Genomic DNA, 17,222 nt, shown 5'->3' with positions numbered 1-17,222 from the left:
TATCGGTGGGGCGAAGGGTCGTGCGATGGGTGACCTCTCGGGCGTGAACTACAAGGTCGAGAAGGTCAACGGCGTCTCGCTGATCGAACTCGTTCGCGGGAACGCGGAGAAACCGGTGCGCTAACAATGTCGAGCGACGCACCCGAGCCGGACGCACCTGCCGGCACCGACGACGACAGCGCAGTCGCACAGCTGTTCGAGGAGTGGGACATCACCGAGATCGAGTACAACGACCCGAGTACCGAACGGTACATCACGGTCACGCCCATCGCCCACACGATGGGTCGCCACGCCTCGAAGCAGTTCAAGAAAAGCGAGATCTCCATCGTCGAGCGGCTGATCAACCGCCTGATGCAGACCGAGGAGAACACCGGAAAGAAACAGCAGGCCACGCGCATCGTCCGCGAGGCGTTCGACCTCATCCACAACCGGACCGAGGAGAACCCGGTCCAGATCCTCGTGCGCGCAGTCGAGAACAGCGCACCGCGTGAGGAGACGGTTCGCCTGAAATACGGTGGTATCTCCGTCCCGAAGGCCGTCGACGTCGCCCCGCAGCGACGGGTCGACCAGGCCCTGAAGTTCCTCGCCGAGGGTGTGCACAAGGATTCGTTCAAAACGCCGACCTCCGCCGAGGAGGCGCTGGCAGACCAGCTCATCGGCGCGGCGAACAACGACGTCCAGACCTACGCAGTCAATCAGAAAGAAGAGAACGAGCGCGTCGCGGCTGCCGCACGCTAACCGGTCGCCACCTTTCTGCAGTCTCGTTTCGATCACTGCCACCGCCGAGTGACGTCGCCAGGCGTCCGTGTCGGCTGCCGTCTCGTGGTTTCGGATAGTTGCGAGATGGCGTTTTTACCTTACCACGTCGTACTGTAATAAATGCCCGTCCATATCCGGGAAAACAATCAGGGTAGACAGAGTGTTTGCATACGATGTCGTGGTGACGACAGACGATATGAGGGGAAACCTCCCGCTGTGGTTCGACCACAGCCACGCTGGGTGGGGCCTCGTGGGGAGAGGCTACCGCCAGCGTGCGTCCCGTGGTGTTGGGGGTCGGCACTCGCACGCGTGCCGACTGTTTCGGGGGGCAAACTGTGACGATTCGTTGTGCACCACGCGTGCAGATACGCAGTAACCTACGAGAGTGAGAGAACACATGTACGATAAATCCATCCTCGCCAAGAGTACTGGCGCATCGCTGGGGGTTGTCGCCGTCGTCGGGATGCTCTTCCTGAGCACCGGTACGGCGTTCGCAGCACCCATTTCAGGTATCGGCGGTTTCGTGATCGAAGCAGACACGATCACGGGCGACGACTTCATCCTGTACCCCGGAGCGGGTGACGCGGAGAACACCTCCCAGTACCCGCAGGGTATCGTCGAACTGAACGCTGTCACGATTGACAACCTGAAGCTCATCAAGCGCTTCAACCTCAATCAGTACAACGTCGCGGACGCCAACGCGCGGCTCGTCATTACCGCCGGTGGCGGATCCTCGAACGTGACGTCCGGACAGCTCCTCCTCAAGACGCCCGAACTGTCGGCTGACAAGGCCCAGTTCAGCGGCCTCGAGATCGACGAGGAGAACGCGAACGACTCCCAGGCGGGTCTTCACAACGTCCTGACGCTGCGCGCGCCGGCAAACGCGACTGAAGCCTCGGTCACGCGCCAGGTCAACCTGACTGGCGGTTCCAACCCTGCTCTGCTGCTCGAGGGCGCGCAGATCCGCGCGACCTACCTCGCGACCAACACGATCACGCTGCCCGACCTCGGACTCGAGGTGCAGCTCGACACCAACAACAACGGCAACTACACCGATCCGCAGGACTACACGTAACGTCGCCGTCAACTAACTGACCGCGAATTTTTTTAGTACAACAGAACCATACAGAAACACACGATACCAAATACCATGTCCGTAAAATCAGCACTGTGGCACGCGCTTCCGACACCGATCCAGCGACGACTCGATGACCGCCTCGCCAAGTTCAACGACTGGAAAGAGCCGCGCCCCTTCTGGGGAGGGGTGTTGCTCATGCTCGCGGGTTTGATCATCGGTTGGGTACCGATTCAGTTCGCGACTGAACTCGCAGTCATCGGCGGTGCGTTCACCGTCATCGGCCTCGTATTCGCCGTGATGGTGTTCCTGACCGGTGCGTTCGTCCTCGCCCGGCCGGGGATGTCGACCATCTTCGGCGTCCTCGGGATCGCGCTGTCGATCCTGTCGCTCGTGGGCGCACTCGGTGGGCTGTTCGTTGGGATGCTCATCGGGATCGCGGGCGGGAACCTCTGTATCGCCTGGCAGAACCCCAATCCCGAGGCGACGACGACCACCAGTAGTAGCACTCCGAGTGCGAACGAAGACGTGCAGTTCAGCTGGCAGGGCGACCAGTAGGCCGACCCGACGACGACCGGGCCGAACGGCAGTGGGCTGTTCACGTCCGCGACTGTCGCCGCCACGTGCTGATTTTCGGCGACACTCGGCATCCCGATCACCGACAGTGGCGGTTCTTGTTCCGTCGGGGTCGGACTGTGCCGTCGATTTCAGCCAGCGTTCACACGGCCGGCATCGCACCCGTTCCTGACTTCTCTTGCCTGTCGGTTCGGTGTCGTGCCAACAGGCGCAGATGACGGTTTTCTGGTGCACGACGACTGAACGACGCGATGTGGCGCCGGCATATATAAAATCCCTCGTATAAGGTGCTTAAGACTAAGGGGCGTTAGGATTGTTACAACGAACTACCGCAGCTAACCCGTCGATCGGGCAGTGGGGAAGTGCCCGTAGCGGGGTGTGTTCAGGTACTACCTATGTACAATCGCAAACGAGTTGCCCGGGGGGCAGGTACGGCTATCGCGGTTTGGGCGCTCCTCGGTGTGTTTATCATGTCGACTGGGGTCGCGTACGCATTACCACTCGCTGGCGTCGGCGGGTTCACGATCACAGCGGATTCCGTGTCGGCGGACAACCTGGTCCTGTATCCCAACGTCGGTGATACCAGTGAGCGGGAGGCGTTCCCGCAGACGATCGCGGAACTCCAGGGAACGACGCTGAAAGATCTGACGGCGTCGAAAACGATCGATCTGGACTCGACGCCGGCTTTGACCGGGAAGTTCCGAGTCAGTTTGGTCACGGAGGGGCGGAGCGAAGGGGGCGCTGTCTTGTTGAAATCGACCGCATTGCAGTCGAGCAGTGCCCAGTTCAACGATTTTGCGATCAAAGAGATGGAGTCGTCGGACACGTTCGGCCAGTTCGGAATCGAATCGAAGGGTCCGATCACGCTGAACGGGTCTGGTCAGTATCCCGTTCGTATCCGCGCTCACTACCTGGCGATCAACACTATCTCGACGCCGAACCTCAGGCTCTCGGTCTGTTACGACCCTGACGACGACGACGCCTACGAGTGGGGTTCGTGTGACGGATCACTGCCGGACTGGGGGACCAACCCCGCCATGGGCGGCAACGAAGCGCCGAATCCCGTCGCGATTGCGGACCCGAACCCGGTGGACACCAACCAGACGGTCACCTTCGACGCGTCGTCGTCGTTCGATCCCGACGGGTCGGTCACGTCCCACCAGTGGGAGTTCTCGGACGGCTCGACTGCGACGGGCACGACCGCGACGCGGACCTACAGCGCCACTGGCACCTACGAGGTGACGCTGACGGTGACCGACGAGGAAGGGAAGTCGGCGACGGACACGCTCACCGTCGGCGTCGGGACCAAGGCGCCGGAAGCGCGGATCTCGACGGAGAAGACGACGGCGATCACCGGCGAGACGATCCGATTCGACGGTTCCAACTCGTCGGACCCGGACGGCTCGATCGCCTCTTACGCGTGGGACTTCGGCGACGGCACGACTGCGATCGGCGTCTCTCGGACTCACTCGTACAGTTCCACGGGGACGTACACGGTGCGCCTGAACGTGACCGACAACTGGGGGCTCCTGAGCACGGACACGGTCGACGTCTCGATCGTGCCGAACGAACCGCCGACAGCGAGTGCGTCCGCGGACGACACGGCACCGAACCCCGGTGAGTCGATCACCTTCGATGCGTCCGACTCGACGGATTCGACCGGCCGAATCGTCTCCTACGAGTGGGACTTCGGCGACGGCACGACCGCGACCGGTGCGACGCCGACGCACTCGTACAGTTCCGGCGGCACCTATCAGGCCACGGTGACGGTGACCGACGTGAAGGGTGCGACTGACACGGACACCGTGACGATCGACGTCAACGACGCACCGACTGCGAGTGCGGCCGTCGAGCCGACTTCCGGAACCGAAGAGACGACGTTCACGTTCAACGCGTCGGCGTCGTCCGATCCCGACGGCTCGATCACCTCCTACGCGTGGGACTTCGGTGACGACTCGACCGGCAGCGGTGAAATCACCACGTACGGCGGATACAACGTCGTCGACATCGATCCGGACAAGAAAGAAACGTTCACCGCGACGCTGACGGTGACTGACGACGACGGCGTGACTGCGACGGACACCGTCCAGGTCGAGGTCGCGAACTGTTACTTCGACACGTTCTGTTGACCGTCCCCGCGTCGCTTTTTCGACTGTCGAACGACAGCGATGATCACCAGATGCCGGTGACTGACAGCTGACTGCGCCGGGGATACCTGCCGTCGCGAACTCCCGTTTCGGGACTACAGGGACTGTCTGTCGACGATCGACTTCCTCCCGGCCGCCGCCCGTGGTGAGTACTCTGCTTCCTCGGCTTTCTACAGCGCGGCTCGCCTTGTACCGGCTGGCTATTGACGGCGGTGCCGCCACTGATTCCCCATCGATACGCCCCCGGTCATTAACGTCCTCGTTTGCACGGGCATATTGATATAGTGGGCCGTCAATGGCCGGGGGTATTTTAACATGGATATGTCTGGTGTTGTCTTTCAGTAACCGGTACGCGGGCGTGGGTGGTCCGCACAGGGGAGTGGGAAATTATGTACAACAGGACACGAATTGCGAGGGGAGCAGGGTCTACAATTGCAGTCTGGGCGCTCGTGGGGTGGATAGTGCTCTCGACTGGCGTGGCTTACGCGCTCCCGCTGGCTGGCATCGGTGGGTTCACCATCACGGCAGAGCAGGTCACGGCGGATAACCTGCTCCTGTATCCCGGCAATGGTGACACCAGCGAACTGGACTCCTATCCTCAGACGATCACGGAGCTCCAGGAAACCACACTCGAGGATCTGACGCTCACGAAGACGATCGATCTCGGCTCGACACCGGGATTATCCGGGAAGATGCAGATAAGCTTCGTCTCGACGGGGAACACGTCGGGATCGTCCGTCGTCCTGAAATCGAGTGTGCTTCGCTCCGAAGAGGCGACGTTCAACGACTTCTCGATAAAGGAAATGGAGTCTCCGGACGCGTTCGGCCAGTTCGAGATCGCGTCCAACGGTTCGGTCACACTCGAGGGGGTCGGGAGCCAGCCGGTCCAGATTCGGGCGCACTACCTGGCGACGAACTCCATCTCGGTCCCCGGGAGTAAACTCGTGGCGTGCTACGATCCGGACAGCGACGGCGACTTCGAGTACGGGTCGTGCGCGACCACGCAGCCGGACTGGGGAATGGACGAGGACATCGGTGGGAATCAAGCGCCGACGCCGGCCCCGGAGGCGTCCCCGAACCCGATCGTGGTCAACGAAACCGTCACCTTCGATGCGTCAGCGTCCTACGACGCCGATGGCTCGATCAGTTCCTACGAGTGGACGTTCGACGACGGGACGACCTCGACGAACGTGACCACGTCGCAGACGTACAGTACGCCCGCGAACTACACGGTGGACCTGACGGTGACCGACGACGACGGCGCGACCGCGACGGAAACCGTCACCGTGACCGTCGAGAGCAAGGACCCCGAAGCCAGACCGACGGCGAACCGGACGTCGGCGCTCGTCGGCGACGCGATCGCGTTCGACGGGACCAACTCCTCGGACCCGGACGGCTCGATCGTCTCCTACGAGTGGAACTTCAGCGACGGGGGGAAGAACCTGACCGGTCCGACGGTCACGCACTCGTTCGATGCCGCCGGTACCTACGAGGTGAACCTGACGGTGACTGACGACGACAACATCACGGACCGGGAGGAAGTCTTCATCACCGTCGACGAGAACACGGCGCCGACGGCGAACGCGACCGCGAACCGGACGTCGGTGATCGCCGGTGACGCCATCGCGTTCGACGGAACGAACTCGTCGGACTCGGACGGGTCGATCAGTTCCTATGAGTGGGCGTTCGGAGACAATTCGACGGCGACCGGGCCGAACGTCACGCACGCGTACAGTTCGTCGGGCAACTACACGGCGACGCTGACGGTGACCGACGACAAAGGAGCGACAGCGACGGATACAGTCGAGATCACGGTTGGGGCGAACTCGTCACCGACTGCGAGCGCCACCGCGAACCGGACGTCGGTGGACACTGGCGATACCATTTCCTTCGACGGAAGCGGCTCGTCGGACTCGGACGGGTCGATCAGTTCCTATGAGTGGGCGTTCGGAGACAACTCGACGGCAACCGGAGCGAACGTCACACACGCGTACAGTTCGTCGGGCAACTACACGGCGACGCTGACGGTGACCGACGACAAAGGGGCGACGGACTCCGATACGGTGGAGATCACCGTCGGCGCGAACTCGGCACCGACCGCGAGCGCAACTGCGAACCAGACGACGGTGACGACGAGCGATACGATCTCGTTCGACGGCACGGGGTCGTCGGACTCGGACGGGTCGATCAGCACCTACGAGTGGGACTTCGGCGACAACACCACGACGACGGGGGCGACGCCAACCTACTCGTACGACGCCACGGGCAACTACACGGCGACGCTGACGGTGACCGACGACGACGGGGCGACCGCGACGGACACGCTCGGTATCACCGTCGAGTCGAACGCGGCCCCGACGGCGAACGCGACCGCGAACCAGACGACGGCGACGGTCAACGAGACCATCGCCTTCGACGGCACGGGGTCGTCGGACTCGGACGGGTCGATCAGCACGTACGAGTGGGACTTCGGTGACGGGACGACGACGACCGGCGCGACGCCCACCCACGCGTACAGTTCGACGGGCAACTACACGGTGGCGCTGACGGTGACCGACGACGACGGCGCGACGGCGACTGCCACCATCGAGATCAGTATTACCTGACGACAGGTTCGCCGCAAATTTTACGCTCGATTGGTCTGCCGAAAGACAAAAGCAGATTGAGATGCGACTAACGCTGGAATGGGACCGTTGTCTGGGGGACGTTCGGCGCTCGGTGACTGGGTGAGCGATCCGCGGGGGGAGTTCCACCGATGGCGACAGCCACGACCGCTGCTCGGGAGTTCAGTGTTGGCTCTCGGCGGCCTGATGATCGGGTACGTCCCGGTGCAGTTCACGTCCGAACTGATGTTCATCGGCGGGGCGTTCACGATCATCGGCATGATGTTCGCCGTGTTGGTCGTGTTCTGTGGCATCGCGTCGCTCGTGCGACCGGAACTGTCGTCGATCTTCGGCGTCCTCGGCATCGCGCTCTCGACGCTGTCCCTGTTCGGTGCACTCGGTGGCCTGTTCGTCGGCATGATCGTCGGGACGATTGGTGGAATCCTCTGTTACGCCTGGGAACCGCCGGCGGAGTGCGGGTACGACGAGACGACACTGGCCGAAGCATCCGAGTTCATCTGGCAGGAAACGGGCGGTTTCATCTGGCAGGGGTCCTCGGGATTCATCTGGCAAACAGACGGCGCGAACGGCACGGACTCGAAGTCGGGCGACGGCGACGCCGACTCGGTGAGCGACTCGGACGCCGACCTCGAACTCGACGACCGGTACAAACTGTGAGTCCGCTCGTCACAACCGTTATTTATCAGTCAACAAGATGTGATACGTCGACATGACCGACGGTTCTCGCCGCGTGCAAGCGGTTCGGCGCTGGTGGCAGGGGTTCGGTCGGTGGCGACGCCGTCGTCCCTTCTGGGGCGGAACCCTGCTCGTCCTCTCGGCGCTCGTGACGGGCTATTTTCCGGCGGCTTACGACCAGTTCTTCCTCTTCCCGACCGGTCGGTTCTCGACGACTGCGGTCCTGTTCGCAGTCCTTCTCCTGCTCTGTGGCGTGACGGTGCTTACGTTCCCGTCGGTCTCCGGTCTGTTCGGGTTTCTCGGAATGCTGATTTCGACGCTGGCGTTGCTCGGTGCGCTCGGCGGGTTCCTCGCGGGCACGGTTCTCGGTGGGGTCGGGAGCGTGCTCAGTTTCGCGTGGAAACCGCCCGACGAATCACGACGGTTCAGTTGGGAGGACGAGGAGTCGGAGTAACACCGGTCGCGTTCAGTCTGCGGCCTGGCCGGAGTCGATCGCGTACTCGCGGGTGACGTCCACGAGCGTTTTGCGGTACTCACTCTCGCCGGGGTCGCGCGCGAGCGTGCGGAAATGACGTTTGAACGTCTCGAACCGGATGCTCGGCGCGTCCTGTGCGGCCGCGTGCGCCAGGTCGTACAGCCGGTGGTCGCGGCCGACGAGGTCGTGGCGCTCGACGAGCGCCAGGGCGAAGGCAGCGTTGACCGCGGTGATCTCGGGGTCAGACGCGGGCGTTCGCCGCGTCCAGGTGGCGGGATCGACGGGCCGGTCTGCCAGCGCGATCGCCAGTCCCGACTCGAGAAAGGCGACGAGCTTGTCTGCGGGCGCGACCGAGAGCGTGATGTCGTCGGCGTAGATGTCCTTCATGTGGTTGGCGATCTGATAGCAGTGAGTGAGCTTCCGGCGCTCGACGCTCCGCCCGGAGAGTGCGAGGTAGAGGACTTCCTCGGTTGACTGGGTGTGCGATGGGTGGCCCTGCTCGTTGCGGTGCATGTGGGCGTACTCGTGGAGGGCGAGTTCGCGAGCCATCGCGCTCGTGGCGGCCTGTCGCGAGATGTTGAGGATGTGGTGGTCGTCGTCGTGGCTGGTCCAGGTTCGTTCGTCCGGGTCCTCGCGGACGTGGACCTCGACGGGCCGGTCGAGGTCGTATTCGGTCTGGAACAGGTCACGCGCACTGAGAAATGGCTCCGTGGGACCGACTGTCTGCACGCGTACGTCCATGTCTACCGATAACAGGGACCCAAGCAAAATTACTCTGACGCACCACCTTTTTCTTCGTCGGGTTCGAGTCGCGGCTTCGCCGCGCTCGAACCTCTCCTCGAAAAACGTGGGCGAAAAAAGGCTGAATCTGGGCCTCCGGCCTCGATTCAGTGAACCGCGCTCGCTTCGCTCGCGCGGATGCTGGTGTAGCAGTACAGACAACGGCTCTCTCATCTCGAACAAGGACTCATCGAGTAGCCATCAAAAACTGCACGCTGACTACAGAGGTTGTAGTCAGCACAGAAATCCCCTGTTGAATCAAGCACTCAATGTCCGTGCAAAGGTAACTACTCGATTGTTAAGTCGCCACTTCCACCGCCCTCCTCACCGTCGTTCTCGTCCCATTCGAGTTCGAACTCGACACTTCGTTCAGTCATGTTGCCAGCCGGGCCTTCGCGTTCGGCTTTGACCTCGAAGGTCGGTCGTGCTGGGGGGTCCAGTGTGACAGATTCGGAGCCTGCTTTCAGGGTGATAGCGGTTCCGCTGTCGAGATTGTCCGCGACGTTCCGGAGGTACGATGCAATCTCTTCTCGACTCTGGTCGCTCTCTGATTTGAACAGTACTTCTTCAGGCATACAGAATCGATACGATACCCGCACGGGTAATTCATTCCCTGTACTGACTAACCCGATTGCACTACATCTGAGCGATTCGATCTGCGAGATACGCGCCCTCTATTCAGCACGCCACTCTGAAAATCACTTGGTACTAACAGAAAGTATGTGTTCAGCACTCAATACCGGCGAGACGCAAATCACAAGCATCCGCCGACCGGGGCGAGACCTTCGGTCTCGCTGGCAGCCGGCCGTAGGCCGGCGACGAAGGGAGGCGGTTCACTGGAAGACACCCTGTGTCTTCCACGCCTTCGTTCGTGCGGCGCACTCACGCAGACACCGCTGGAGCGGGGCTTTGCCCCGCGAAGGCGGCTTTTTTAGCGCAGATTTTTTGCGCCGCGAGGGACCGAAGGTCCCTCGGGCCGTACGAACGGGCACTACGTGCCCGTGAGTGGAGAGTGGTTCGCGGAGCGCACCCGAGCGGAAAAAAGGTGCAAGCCAAACCACTTCACTTTTGACCCTCCTTCCGATAAGAGGGAGTATAATGGGCCGACGTAAGAAGATTGTACAGGAGTGTGAGCGGCTGATGGACGAACCGGAGAACATCCGGAACATCGCCATCGCCGCCCACGTCGACCACGGGAAAACGACGCTGACGGACAACCTGCTCGCAGGGGCGGGGATGATCTCCGACGAGACTGCCGGTGAGCAGCTCGCGATGGACACCGAAGAGGACGAGCAGGAACGTGGGATCACCATCGACGCGGCGAACGTGTCGATGACCCACGAGTACGAGGACACGAACCACCTCATCAACCTGATCGACACGCCTGGCCACGTCGACTTCGGGGGCGACGTGACGCGTGCGATGCGCGCCGTCGACGGTGCGCTCGTGGTCGTCGACGCCGTCGAGGGCGCGATGCCGCAGACGGAGACCGTGCTGCGCCAGGCACTCCGCGAGGGTGTCAAGCCGGCACTGTTCATCAACAAAGTGGACCGCCTCATCTCGGAGCTCCAGGAAGGGCCCCAGGAGATGCAGGAGCGTCTGACCGCGGTCATCCGCGACGTCAACGACCTGATCCGGGGCATGACCGAGGAGATGGACGACATCGACGACTGGACCGTCTCCGTCGAAGACGGCACCGTCGGCTTCGGGTCCGCCCTGTACAAGTGGGGTGTCTCCATGCCGTCGATGCAGCGCACCGGGATGGACTTCGGCGACATCATCGACCTCGAACAGGCCGACAAGCGCCAGGAACTCCACAACCGGACGCCCCTGGCCGACGTCGTGCTGGACATGGTCTGTGAGCACTTCCCGAACCCCATCGACGCGCAGCCGATGCGTATTCCGCGCGTCTGGCGTGGTGACGACGAGTCCGAACTCGCAGAGCAGATGCGCCTCGTCGACGAGGACGGCGACGTCGTCCTGATGGTCACCGACATCGGCGTCGACCCCCACGCCGGCGAGATCGCCGCCGGTCGTGTCTTCTCCGGGACCCTGGAGAAAGGACAGGAGCTCTACGTCTCCGGGACCGCGGGCAAGAACCGCATCCAGAGCGTCGGGATCTACATGGGTGGCGAGCGCGAGGAAGTCGACCGCGTTCCCGCCGGGAACATCGCCGCCGTCACCGGTCTCAAGGACGCCATCGCAGGCTCCACCGTCTCCAGCACGGAGATGACGCCGTTCGAGTCCATCGAACACATCTCCGAGCCGGTCATCACGAAATCCGTCGAGGCACAGCGCATGGACGACCTGCCCAAGCTCATCGAGACGCTCCAGCAGGTCTCCAAAGAGGACCCGACGATCCAGATCGAGATCAACGAGGACACCGGCGAGCACCTGATCTCCGGCCAGGGTGAGCTCCACCTCGAAGTCATCACCCAGCGTATCGAGCGCAACCAGGGCATCCCGGTCAACACCGGTGAGCCGATCGTCGTCTTCCGCGAGGCGCCCCAGCAGCAGTCCCGCGAAGTCGAGGGCATCTCGCCGAACCGCCACAACCGGTTCTACATCTCCATCGAGCCGCTCGACCAGGAAGTCATCGAGACCATCAAGATGGGCGACGCGTCCATGGACATGCCGGAACTCGAACGCCGTGAAGCCCTGATGGAGGCTGGCCTCGACAAGGACACCGCCCAGGAAGTCGAGACCATGCACGGCACCAACATCCTCATCGACGACACGAAGGGGATCCAGCACCTCAACGAGACGATGGAACTCGTCGTCGAAGGCCTCGAAGAGGCCCTGGACGACGGCCCGCTCGCCGCAGAGCCCGTCGAAGGCGCACTCATCCGCCTGCACGACGCTCGCCTCCACGAGGACGCTATCCACCGCGGTCCGGCACAGGTCATCCCCGCAGTCCGGGAGGCCGTCCACAACGCGCTCGTCGACGCGAAGATCAAGCTCCTGGAGCCGATCCAGGAAGTCCGCATCGACGTGCCCAACGACCACATGGGCGCTGCCTCCGGCGAGATCCAGGGTCGCCGTGGCCGCGTCGACGACATGTACCAGGAAGGAGACCTCATGGTCGTCGAGGGCGTCGCACCTGTCGACGAGATGATCGGGTTCTCCTCCGACATCCGCTCCGCGACCGAGGGCCGTGCCTCCTGGAACACCGAGAACGCAGGCTTCCAGGTCATGGCTGACAACCTCCAGCCCGAGACCATCACGGAGATTCGCGAGCGCAAGGGCATGAAGACGGAACTGCCCGAAGCGATCGACTACTTCTAGACCACCCACCTTTTTTGCGTCGGGTTCGCCGAAGGCGAACCGCTCCTTGAAAAACGTGGGCGAAAAACTGCTGCTCGCTCGCTTTGCTCGCGAGCAGTTGCTATCCGAGTGCCTACCGCCCAGCACCGCTTCCGATTTCTCCCGCTACCAGCCACATAATTTTCATTGGGATGCCAACCGTTCTTGTTCCCATGTCCAAGATCAACGAAGACGATGTCGAGTGGAAAGCGTACGACAAAGGGGAGAACGCCTTCCGCCGGAAGGAACTCGCGGCCGCAACCGACGCCGACCAGTTGGGCTGTAGCCTCTACGAACTCGAACCCGGCAAGCGGTCGTGGCCGTATCACTACCACACCGCCAACGAGGAAGCACTGTACGTACTGGCCGGCTCAGGGATGCTTCGGCTCGACGGTGAGGAACGCTCGCTAACGGCCGGCGATTACGTCGCGTTCCCGGCCGACGAGTCCGGCGCGCATCAGGTCGTCAACGACGGCGACGAGACCCTTCGATACCTCGCGATGTCGACCATGGACGAGCCGGACGTGACGATCTACCCCGAGATGGAGAAGTTCGGCGTCTACGTCGGTTCGCCACCTGGGGGCCGCGACGAGCGGTCGTTCGAGGGGTACTTCCCGACGGACGCGGACGTCGACTACTGGGACGACGAGTAGTCGGGGGCTTTACCCACGACAGACCCGTAGCCTGGGTATGTCGTTCCTCTCGCAGCTTCTGGACGTGATTATCGGGGGGCTCATCGCGGGCCTTTCCACGTTCGTGATCGGGTTCGTCGTCGCGGACCAACAGCTCGCGGTGACCGTGAGCGTCATTCTCGCCAGCATGTACTACTTCTCGCGGAACCCCTGGGGCACCAACAGGGAGCAGGCAGCGGCGATCAACGACCAGATCGACGCGCTGTACGAGCGGATTCTGCCGTAGGCTCGGCGTGTCGAGTCACGTCGTTTCGATTGAGGGTGGCACGCGGCGCGGGCGGGTTGGTTGAGAGTGCCACACGGTGTTGCGACCGCGCCCCGCGAAACCTAACGAAGTAAAAAGTTATACCGGGCGGTGCGTGAGATGCAGGCATGACCGAAGACCGGGCCGTCTGTGGTGGGTTCCCCACTGCGTGGCGCCCCTCGTCAGCCCGTCGTGCTGACGGCGACCGACCGGAGGTGGCCTGTCATGAGTGACGGACACGGTGACGAGGTCCACGCCTACACGATTCGGCTGGAACTTGTCGACGAACCGGGCGAACTGTTGCGAGCGCTCCACCCGATCGCTGACAACGGAGGCAATCTCCTCTCGATCTTCCACGAGCGGGGCAACCTGACACCGCGCGGGCACATCCCCGTCGAAGTCGACCTGGAGGCGACGCCCGAACGCTTCGACACCATCGTCGAGGCGCTCCGGGACAACGGCGTCAACGTCATCCAGGCCGGCGCGGAGCGCTACAGCGAGGAAGTGACGCTGCTGCTCGTCGGCGACCTCGTCCAGACCGACCTCTCGGACACCCTCTCCCAGATTCAGGAGGGAACCGACGCCTCGGTGACCGACGTGTCGCTATCTGCGCCCGAAGGAACCGAGAACGGGGCGAGCGCCCGCCTCCGCCTGGCGATCCAGAGCGGGGCGGCCGAACCCGCGCTCGCGTCCGTCCGCGAGGTCGCGACCGAGAAAGACCTTCACGTCATCGAACCGCTCACGGTGGGTGGTGACGCATGAAGGTCGCCGTTCTCGGTGCCGGCGACGTGGGTCGATCAGTCGCGGAACTCGCTGGCGAGTACGGACACACCGTCACCGCGCTCGCCGATTCGTCGACCGCCGTCGCCGATCCGGACGGGATCGACGTGGCGGCCGCCCTCGACCGCAAACGCGACGAGGGGCAGGTCGGGCCCGCGTCGCCCGACGCCGCGCTCGATGGCGAGTACGACGTGCTGGTCGAGGCGACGCCGACGACGCTGGACGACGCCCAGCCCGGCTTCGACCACGTCCGCACGGCGCTCGAACGGGACCGCCACGCCGTCCTGGCGAACAAGGGGCCAGTCGCCGAACGGTACGACGAGGTTCGGGAACTGGAAGTCGCGAGCGAGGGCAGCGTCCGGTTCGAGGCGACCGTCGCGGGCGCGATCCCCGTTCTCTCGACGGTCGAGGACTACGGGCCGGGCCACATCTCCGCGGCGCGCGGCATCATGAACGGGACGGCTAACTTCATCCTCACGCGGATGGCGGCCGAGGGACTCGGCTACGAACACGTCCTCGCCGAGGCTCAGGACATGGGCGTCGCGGAGGCGGACCCGACGTTCGACGTCGAGGGGATCGACGCGGCACTGAAGTGCGTCATCCTCGCGAACGTCCTCGCGCAGGGTGAGCGTACGTACCGGCTCGACGACGCCGAAGTCGAGGGAATCACCGAGGTCTCGGGCAGCGCGCTCGAACTCGCACACGAAGACGGCCGGACGGTGCGACTCATCGGCGAGATCACGGGTGATACCGTTCGGGTCGGTCCCCGACTCGTCCCCGAGCAGAGTGACCTGGCGGTCAGCGGGACGACGAACATCGTGCAGTTAGAGACCGACAACGCCGGTCGACTGAACCTGAGCGGCCGAGGCGCTGGCGGCCCCGAAACGGCGACGGCCGTCCTCTCGGACGTCGGCCGACTGCCAGAACTGTAGCTCTCCCCTTCTCTGGGCAGTACGTGACCGTTGCGTTCAAGCCCGGGCGTGCCCTGTTCTCTCTGGGGTCGTGTGACAGTCTGTCAAAACGCAAGACGGCGGGGCGGAGACGAACGCTCCCTATCGAAATCGTTTTAACAGCCTCAACCAAAAGACTCCGATATAGCGCCTCTGCGCGTGAGATAAACCAATGAGCGACAAACCGCACCAGAACCTGGCCGTCATTGGCCACGTCGACCACGGAAAGAGTACAATGGTCGGGCGACTCCTCTACGAGACGGGGAGCGTACCCGAGCACGTTATCGAACAGCACAAAGAAGAAGCAGAAGAGAAGGGCAAAGGTGGCTTCGAGTTCGCCTACGTCATGGACAACCTCGCCGAGGAGCGAGAGCGTGGTGTCACCATCGACATCGCCCACCAGGAGTTCGACACCGACGAGTACTACTTCACCATCGTCGACTGTCCTGGCCACCGCGACTTCGTCAAGAACATGATCACTGGCGCGAGCCAGGCAGACAACGCTGTGCTCGTCTGTGCCGCGGACGACGGTGTCCAGCCGCAGACCCGAGAGCACGTCTTCCTCTCGAAGACGCTCGGTATCGACGAGCTCATCGTCGCCGTCAACAAGATGGACCTCGTCGACTACAGCGAGTCGGACTACAACCAGGTAGTCGAGGAAGTCAAGACGCTGCTCAAGCAGGTTGCCTTCGACTCGGACAACGCGAAGTTCATCCCGACCTCCGCGTTCGAGGGTGACAACGTCTCCGAGGCCTCGGACAACACGTCCTGGTACGACGGCCCGACGCTGCTCGAAGCGCTCAACGAGCTGCCGGAGCCCCAGCCGCCGACGGACGCGCCGCTGCGCCTGCCGATTCAGGACGTCTACACCATCTCCGGTATCGGGACCGTCCCGGTCGGACGTGTCGAGACGGGGACCCTGAACACGGGCGACAACGTCTCGTTCCAGCCGTCCGACGTGGGTGGCGAAGTCAAGACGATCGAGATGCACCACGAAGAGGTCCCGAAGGCTGGTCCCGGTGACAACGTCGGGTTCAACGTTCGCGGCATCGGCAAGGACGACATCCGCCGCGGTGACGTCTGTGGTCCGGCCGACGACCCGCCGAGCGTCGCCGAGACGTTCCAGGCACAGATCGTCGTCATGCAGCACCCGTCCGTGATCACGGCGGGCTACACCCCGGTCTTCCACGCTCACACGGCACAGGTCGCCTGTACCGTCGAGTCCATCGACAAGAAGATCGACCCGTCCACCGGCGAGACCGCCGAGGAGAACCCGGACTTCATCCAGTCCGGTGACGCTGCGGTCGTCACGGTTCGTCCGCAGAAACCACTCAGCATCGAGCCGTCCTCGGAGATCGAGGAACTCGGTTCCTTCGCGATCCGCGACATGGGTCAGACCGTCGCGGCCGGTAAGGTCCTAGACGTCGAGGAGCCTAACTAACGCATGCAGCAGGCTCGCGTCAGGCTCGCAGGCACGAGTCCCGAGGACCTGGACGACATCTGCGACGACGTCCGTGAGATCGCAGACAAGACGGGCGTCAAGCTGAGCGGCCCGGTGCCGCTCCCGACGAAGACGCTCGAAGTTCCCTCGCGGAAGTCCCCCGACGGTGAGGGGACCGCCACGTGGGAACACTGGGAGATGCGCGTTCACAAGCGGCTGATCGACATCGACGCCGACGAACGGGCGCTGCGCCAGCTGATGCGCATCCAGGTGCCCAACGACGTCTCCATCGAGATCGTCCTCGAGGACTGAGCAGACCTTCGGTCTGCGAGGGTCGAAAGACGCCGCCGGCGTCTTTCGGAACTGAGCGAACGACGGTGTTCGCGACGAACGAACGACTCCCCGTCGTTCGATATCGTCGTCTCACGCGCGGGGTTTTCACGCGCGCGCTTTCGAGGACTAAACGGAAGGTATAACGGCGTCGGTCCAATACTAAGCCGTGCGGGCTCGTAGATCAGCGGTAGATCGCTTCCTTCGCAAGGAAGAGGCCCGGGGTTCAAATCCCCGCGAGTCCACTCCACTTTTTTGCTTCGTCGGGTTCGCTCCGCGAACCACTCCTCGCAAAAACCTGGACTAAAAACAGCCGAGTGCTCGCTTCGCTCGCACTCGGTGAACCGCCTCGCTCCGCTCGGCGGATGCTA

General features: G+C 63.1%; 16 protein-coding genes, 1 tRNA gene and 1 pseudogene. 16 read left to right on the top strand and 2 right to left on the bottom strand.

The window, feature by feature from the left end; all coding sequences use genetic code 11:
* The 8 genes and pseudogenes from rps12P to ACFR9U_RS12425 all read left to right on the top strand — a co-directional run.
* A pseudogene (gene rps12P / locus ACFR9U_RS12460) lies at window positions 1-124 on the top strand (30S ribosomal protein S12); the annotation flags it as partial.
* A gap of 2 nt (window positions 125-126) precedes the next feature.
* Window positions 127-738 carry a 30S ribosomal protein S7 gene (locus ACFR9U_RS12455; RefSeq protein ID WP_247380642.1) on the top strand — a complete coding sequence of 204 codons (612 nt, stop codon included), beginning with the start codon at window positions 127-129 and terminating at the stop codon, window positions 736-738.
* 418 nt (window positions 739-1,156) lie between these two features.
* Complete coding sequence (locus ACFR9U_RS12450; protein WP_247380644.1) at window positions 1,157-1,834, top strand: DUF6230 family protein; 678 nt, start codon at window positions 1,157-1,159, stop codon at window positions 1,832-1,834.
* A 75-nt stretch (window positions 1,835-1,909) separates the two neighbouring features.
* On the top strand, window positions 1,910-2,392 hold the full coding sequence (locus ACFR9U_RS12445; protein WP_247380646.1) for a DUF6114 domain-containing protein: 483 nt from the start codon (window positions 1,910-1,912) through the stop codon (window positions 2,390-2,392).
* Between the two features lie 488 nt (window positions 2,393-2,880).
* Window positions 2,881-4,539, top strand: a complete 1,659-nt coding sequence (locus ACFR9U_RS12440; RefSeq protein WP_247380648.1) for a PKD domain-containing protein — start codon at window positions 2,881-2,883, stop codon at window positions 4,537-4,539.
* Window positions 4,540-5,018: 479 nt separating this feature from the next.
* Window positions 5,019-7,163 (top strand): PKD domain-containing protein, encoded by a 2,145-nt coding sequence (locus tag ACFR9U_RS12435; protein WP_247380650.1) that lies wholly within the window; start codon window positions 5,019-5,021, stop codon window positions 7,161-7,163.
* 120 nt (window positions 7,164-7,283) lie between these two features.
* Entirely contained in the window at window positions 7,284-7,838 is a 555-nt protein-coding gene (locus tag ACFR9U_RS12430; protein ID WP_247380651.1) for a DUF6114 domain-containing protein, read from the top strand.
* 52 nt (window positions 7,839-7,890) lie between these two features.
* Window positions 7,891-8,310, top strand: a complete 420-nt coding sequence (locus tag ACFR9U_RS12425) for a DUF6114 domain-containing protein (RefSeq protein ID WP_247380652.1) — start codon at window positions 7,891-7,893, stop codon at window positions 8,308-8,310.
* 12 nt (window positions 8,311-8,322) lie between these two features.
* Here the strand turns inward: ACFR9U_RS12425 and ACFR9U_RS12420 are convergent, their stop codons facing one another.
* Together ACFR9U_RS12420 and ACFR9U_RS12415 are read right to left on the bottom strand one after the other, a co-directional pair.
* Complete coding sequence (locus ACFR9U_RS12420; protein WP_247380653.1) at window positions 8,323-9,072, bottom strand: DUF5781 family protein; 750 nt, start codon at window positions 9,070-9,072, stop codon at window positions 8,323-8,325.
* Between the two features lie 326 nt (window positions 9,073-9,398).
* Complete coding sequence (locus tag ACFR9U_RS12415; RefSeq protein ID WP_247380654.1) at window positions 9,399-9,686, bottom strand: amphi-Trp domain-containing protein; 288 nt, start codon at window positions 9,684-9,686, stop codon at window positions 9,399-9,401.
* Between the two features lie 523 nt (window positions 9,687-10,209).
* Between ACFR9U_RS12415 and ACFR9U_RS12410 the strand changes: the two genes are divergently transcribed.
* The 8 genes from ACFR9U_RS12410 to ACFR9U_RS12375 all read left to right on the top strand — a co-directional run bounded on the left by ACFR9U_RS12410 (window position 10,210) and on the right by ACFR9U_RS12375 (window position 17,096).
* Entirely contained in the window at window positions 10,210-12,396 is a 2,187-nt protein-coding gene (locus tag ACFR9U_RS12410; protein ID WP_247380655.1) for an elongation factor EF-2, read from the top strand.
* A gap of 191 nt (window positions 12,397-12,587) precedes the next feature.
* Window positions 12,588-13,067 (top strand): cupin domain-containing protein, encoded by a 480-nt coding sequence (locus ACFR9U_RS12405; protein ID WP_247380656.1) that lies wholly within the window; start codon window positions 12,588-12,590, stop codon window positions 13,065-13,067.
* Between the two features lie 37 nt (window positions 13,068-13,104).
* Window positions 13,105-13,332 (top strand): hypothetical protein, encoded by a 228-nt coding sequence (locus tag ACFR9U_RS12400; protein ID WP_247380657.1) that lies wholly within the window; start codon window positions 13,105-13,107, stop codon window positions 13,330-13,332.
* A gap of 243 nt (window positions 13,333-13,575) precedes the next feature.
* Window positions 13,576-14,112 carry an amino acid-binding protein gene (locus ACFR9U_RS12395; RefSeq protein ID WP_247380659.1) on the top strand — a complete coding sequence of 179 codons (537 nt, stop codon included), beginning with the start codon at window positions 13,576-13,578 and terminating at the stop codon, window positions 14,110-14,112.
* Window positions 14,109-15,062, top strand: coding sequence for a homoserine dehydrogenase (locus ACFR9U_RS12390; protein ID WP_247380661.1), 954 nt, complete (start codon window positions 14,109-14,111; stop codon window positions 15,060-15,062). Before ACFR9U_RS12395 ends, ACFR9U_RS12390 begins: the two co-directional genes overlap by 4 nt.
* Before the next feature lie 190 nt (window positions 15,063-15,252).
* On the top strand, window positions 15,253-16,521 hold the full coding sequence (gene tuf, locus ACFR9U_RS12385) for a translation elongation factor EF-1 subunit alpha (protein WP_247380663.1): 1,269 nt from the start codon (window positions 15,253-15,255) through the stop codon (window positions 16,519-16,521).
* 3 nt (window positions 16,522-16,524) lie between these two features.
* A complete protein-coding gene (gene rpsJ, locus ACFR9U_RS12380) occupies window positions 16,525-16,833 on the top strand; it encodes a 30S ribosomal protein S10 (protein WP_077205861.1) in 309 nt (102 codons plus the stop codon).
* Between the two features lie 191 nt (window positions 16,834-17,024).
* Window positions 17,025-17,096, top strand: a tRNA-Ala gene (locus tag ACFR9U_RS12375).
* The last annotated feature ends 126 nt before the right edge of the window (window positions 17,097-17,222 follow it).

The organism is Halorientalis brevis (assembly GCF_042678165.1).
GTDB lineage: Archaea > Halobacteriota > Halobacteria > Halobacteriales > Haloarculaceae > Halorientalis > Halorientalis brevis.
The sequence above is the reverse complement of the archived record's forward strand: the minus strand, read 5'-3'. Positions and strand labels throughout refer to the sequence as shown.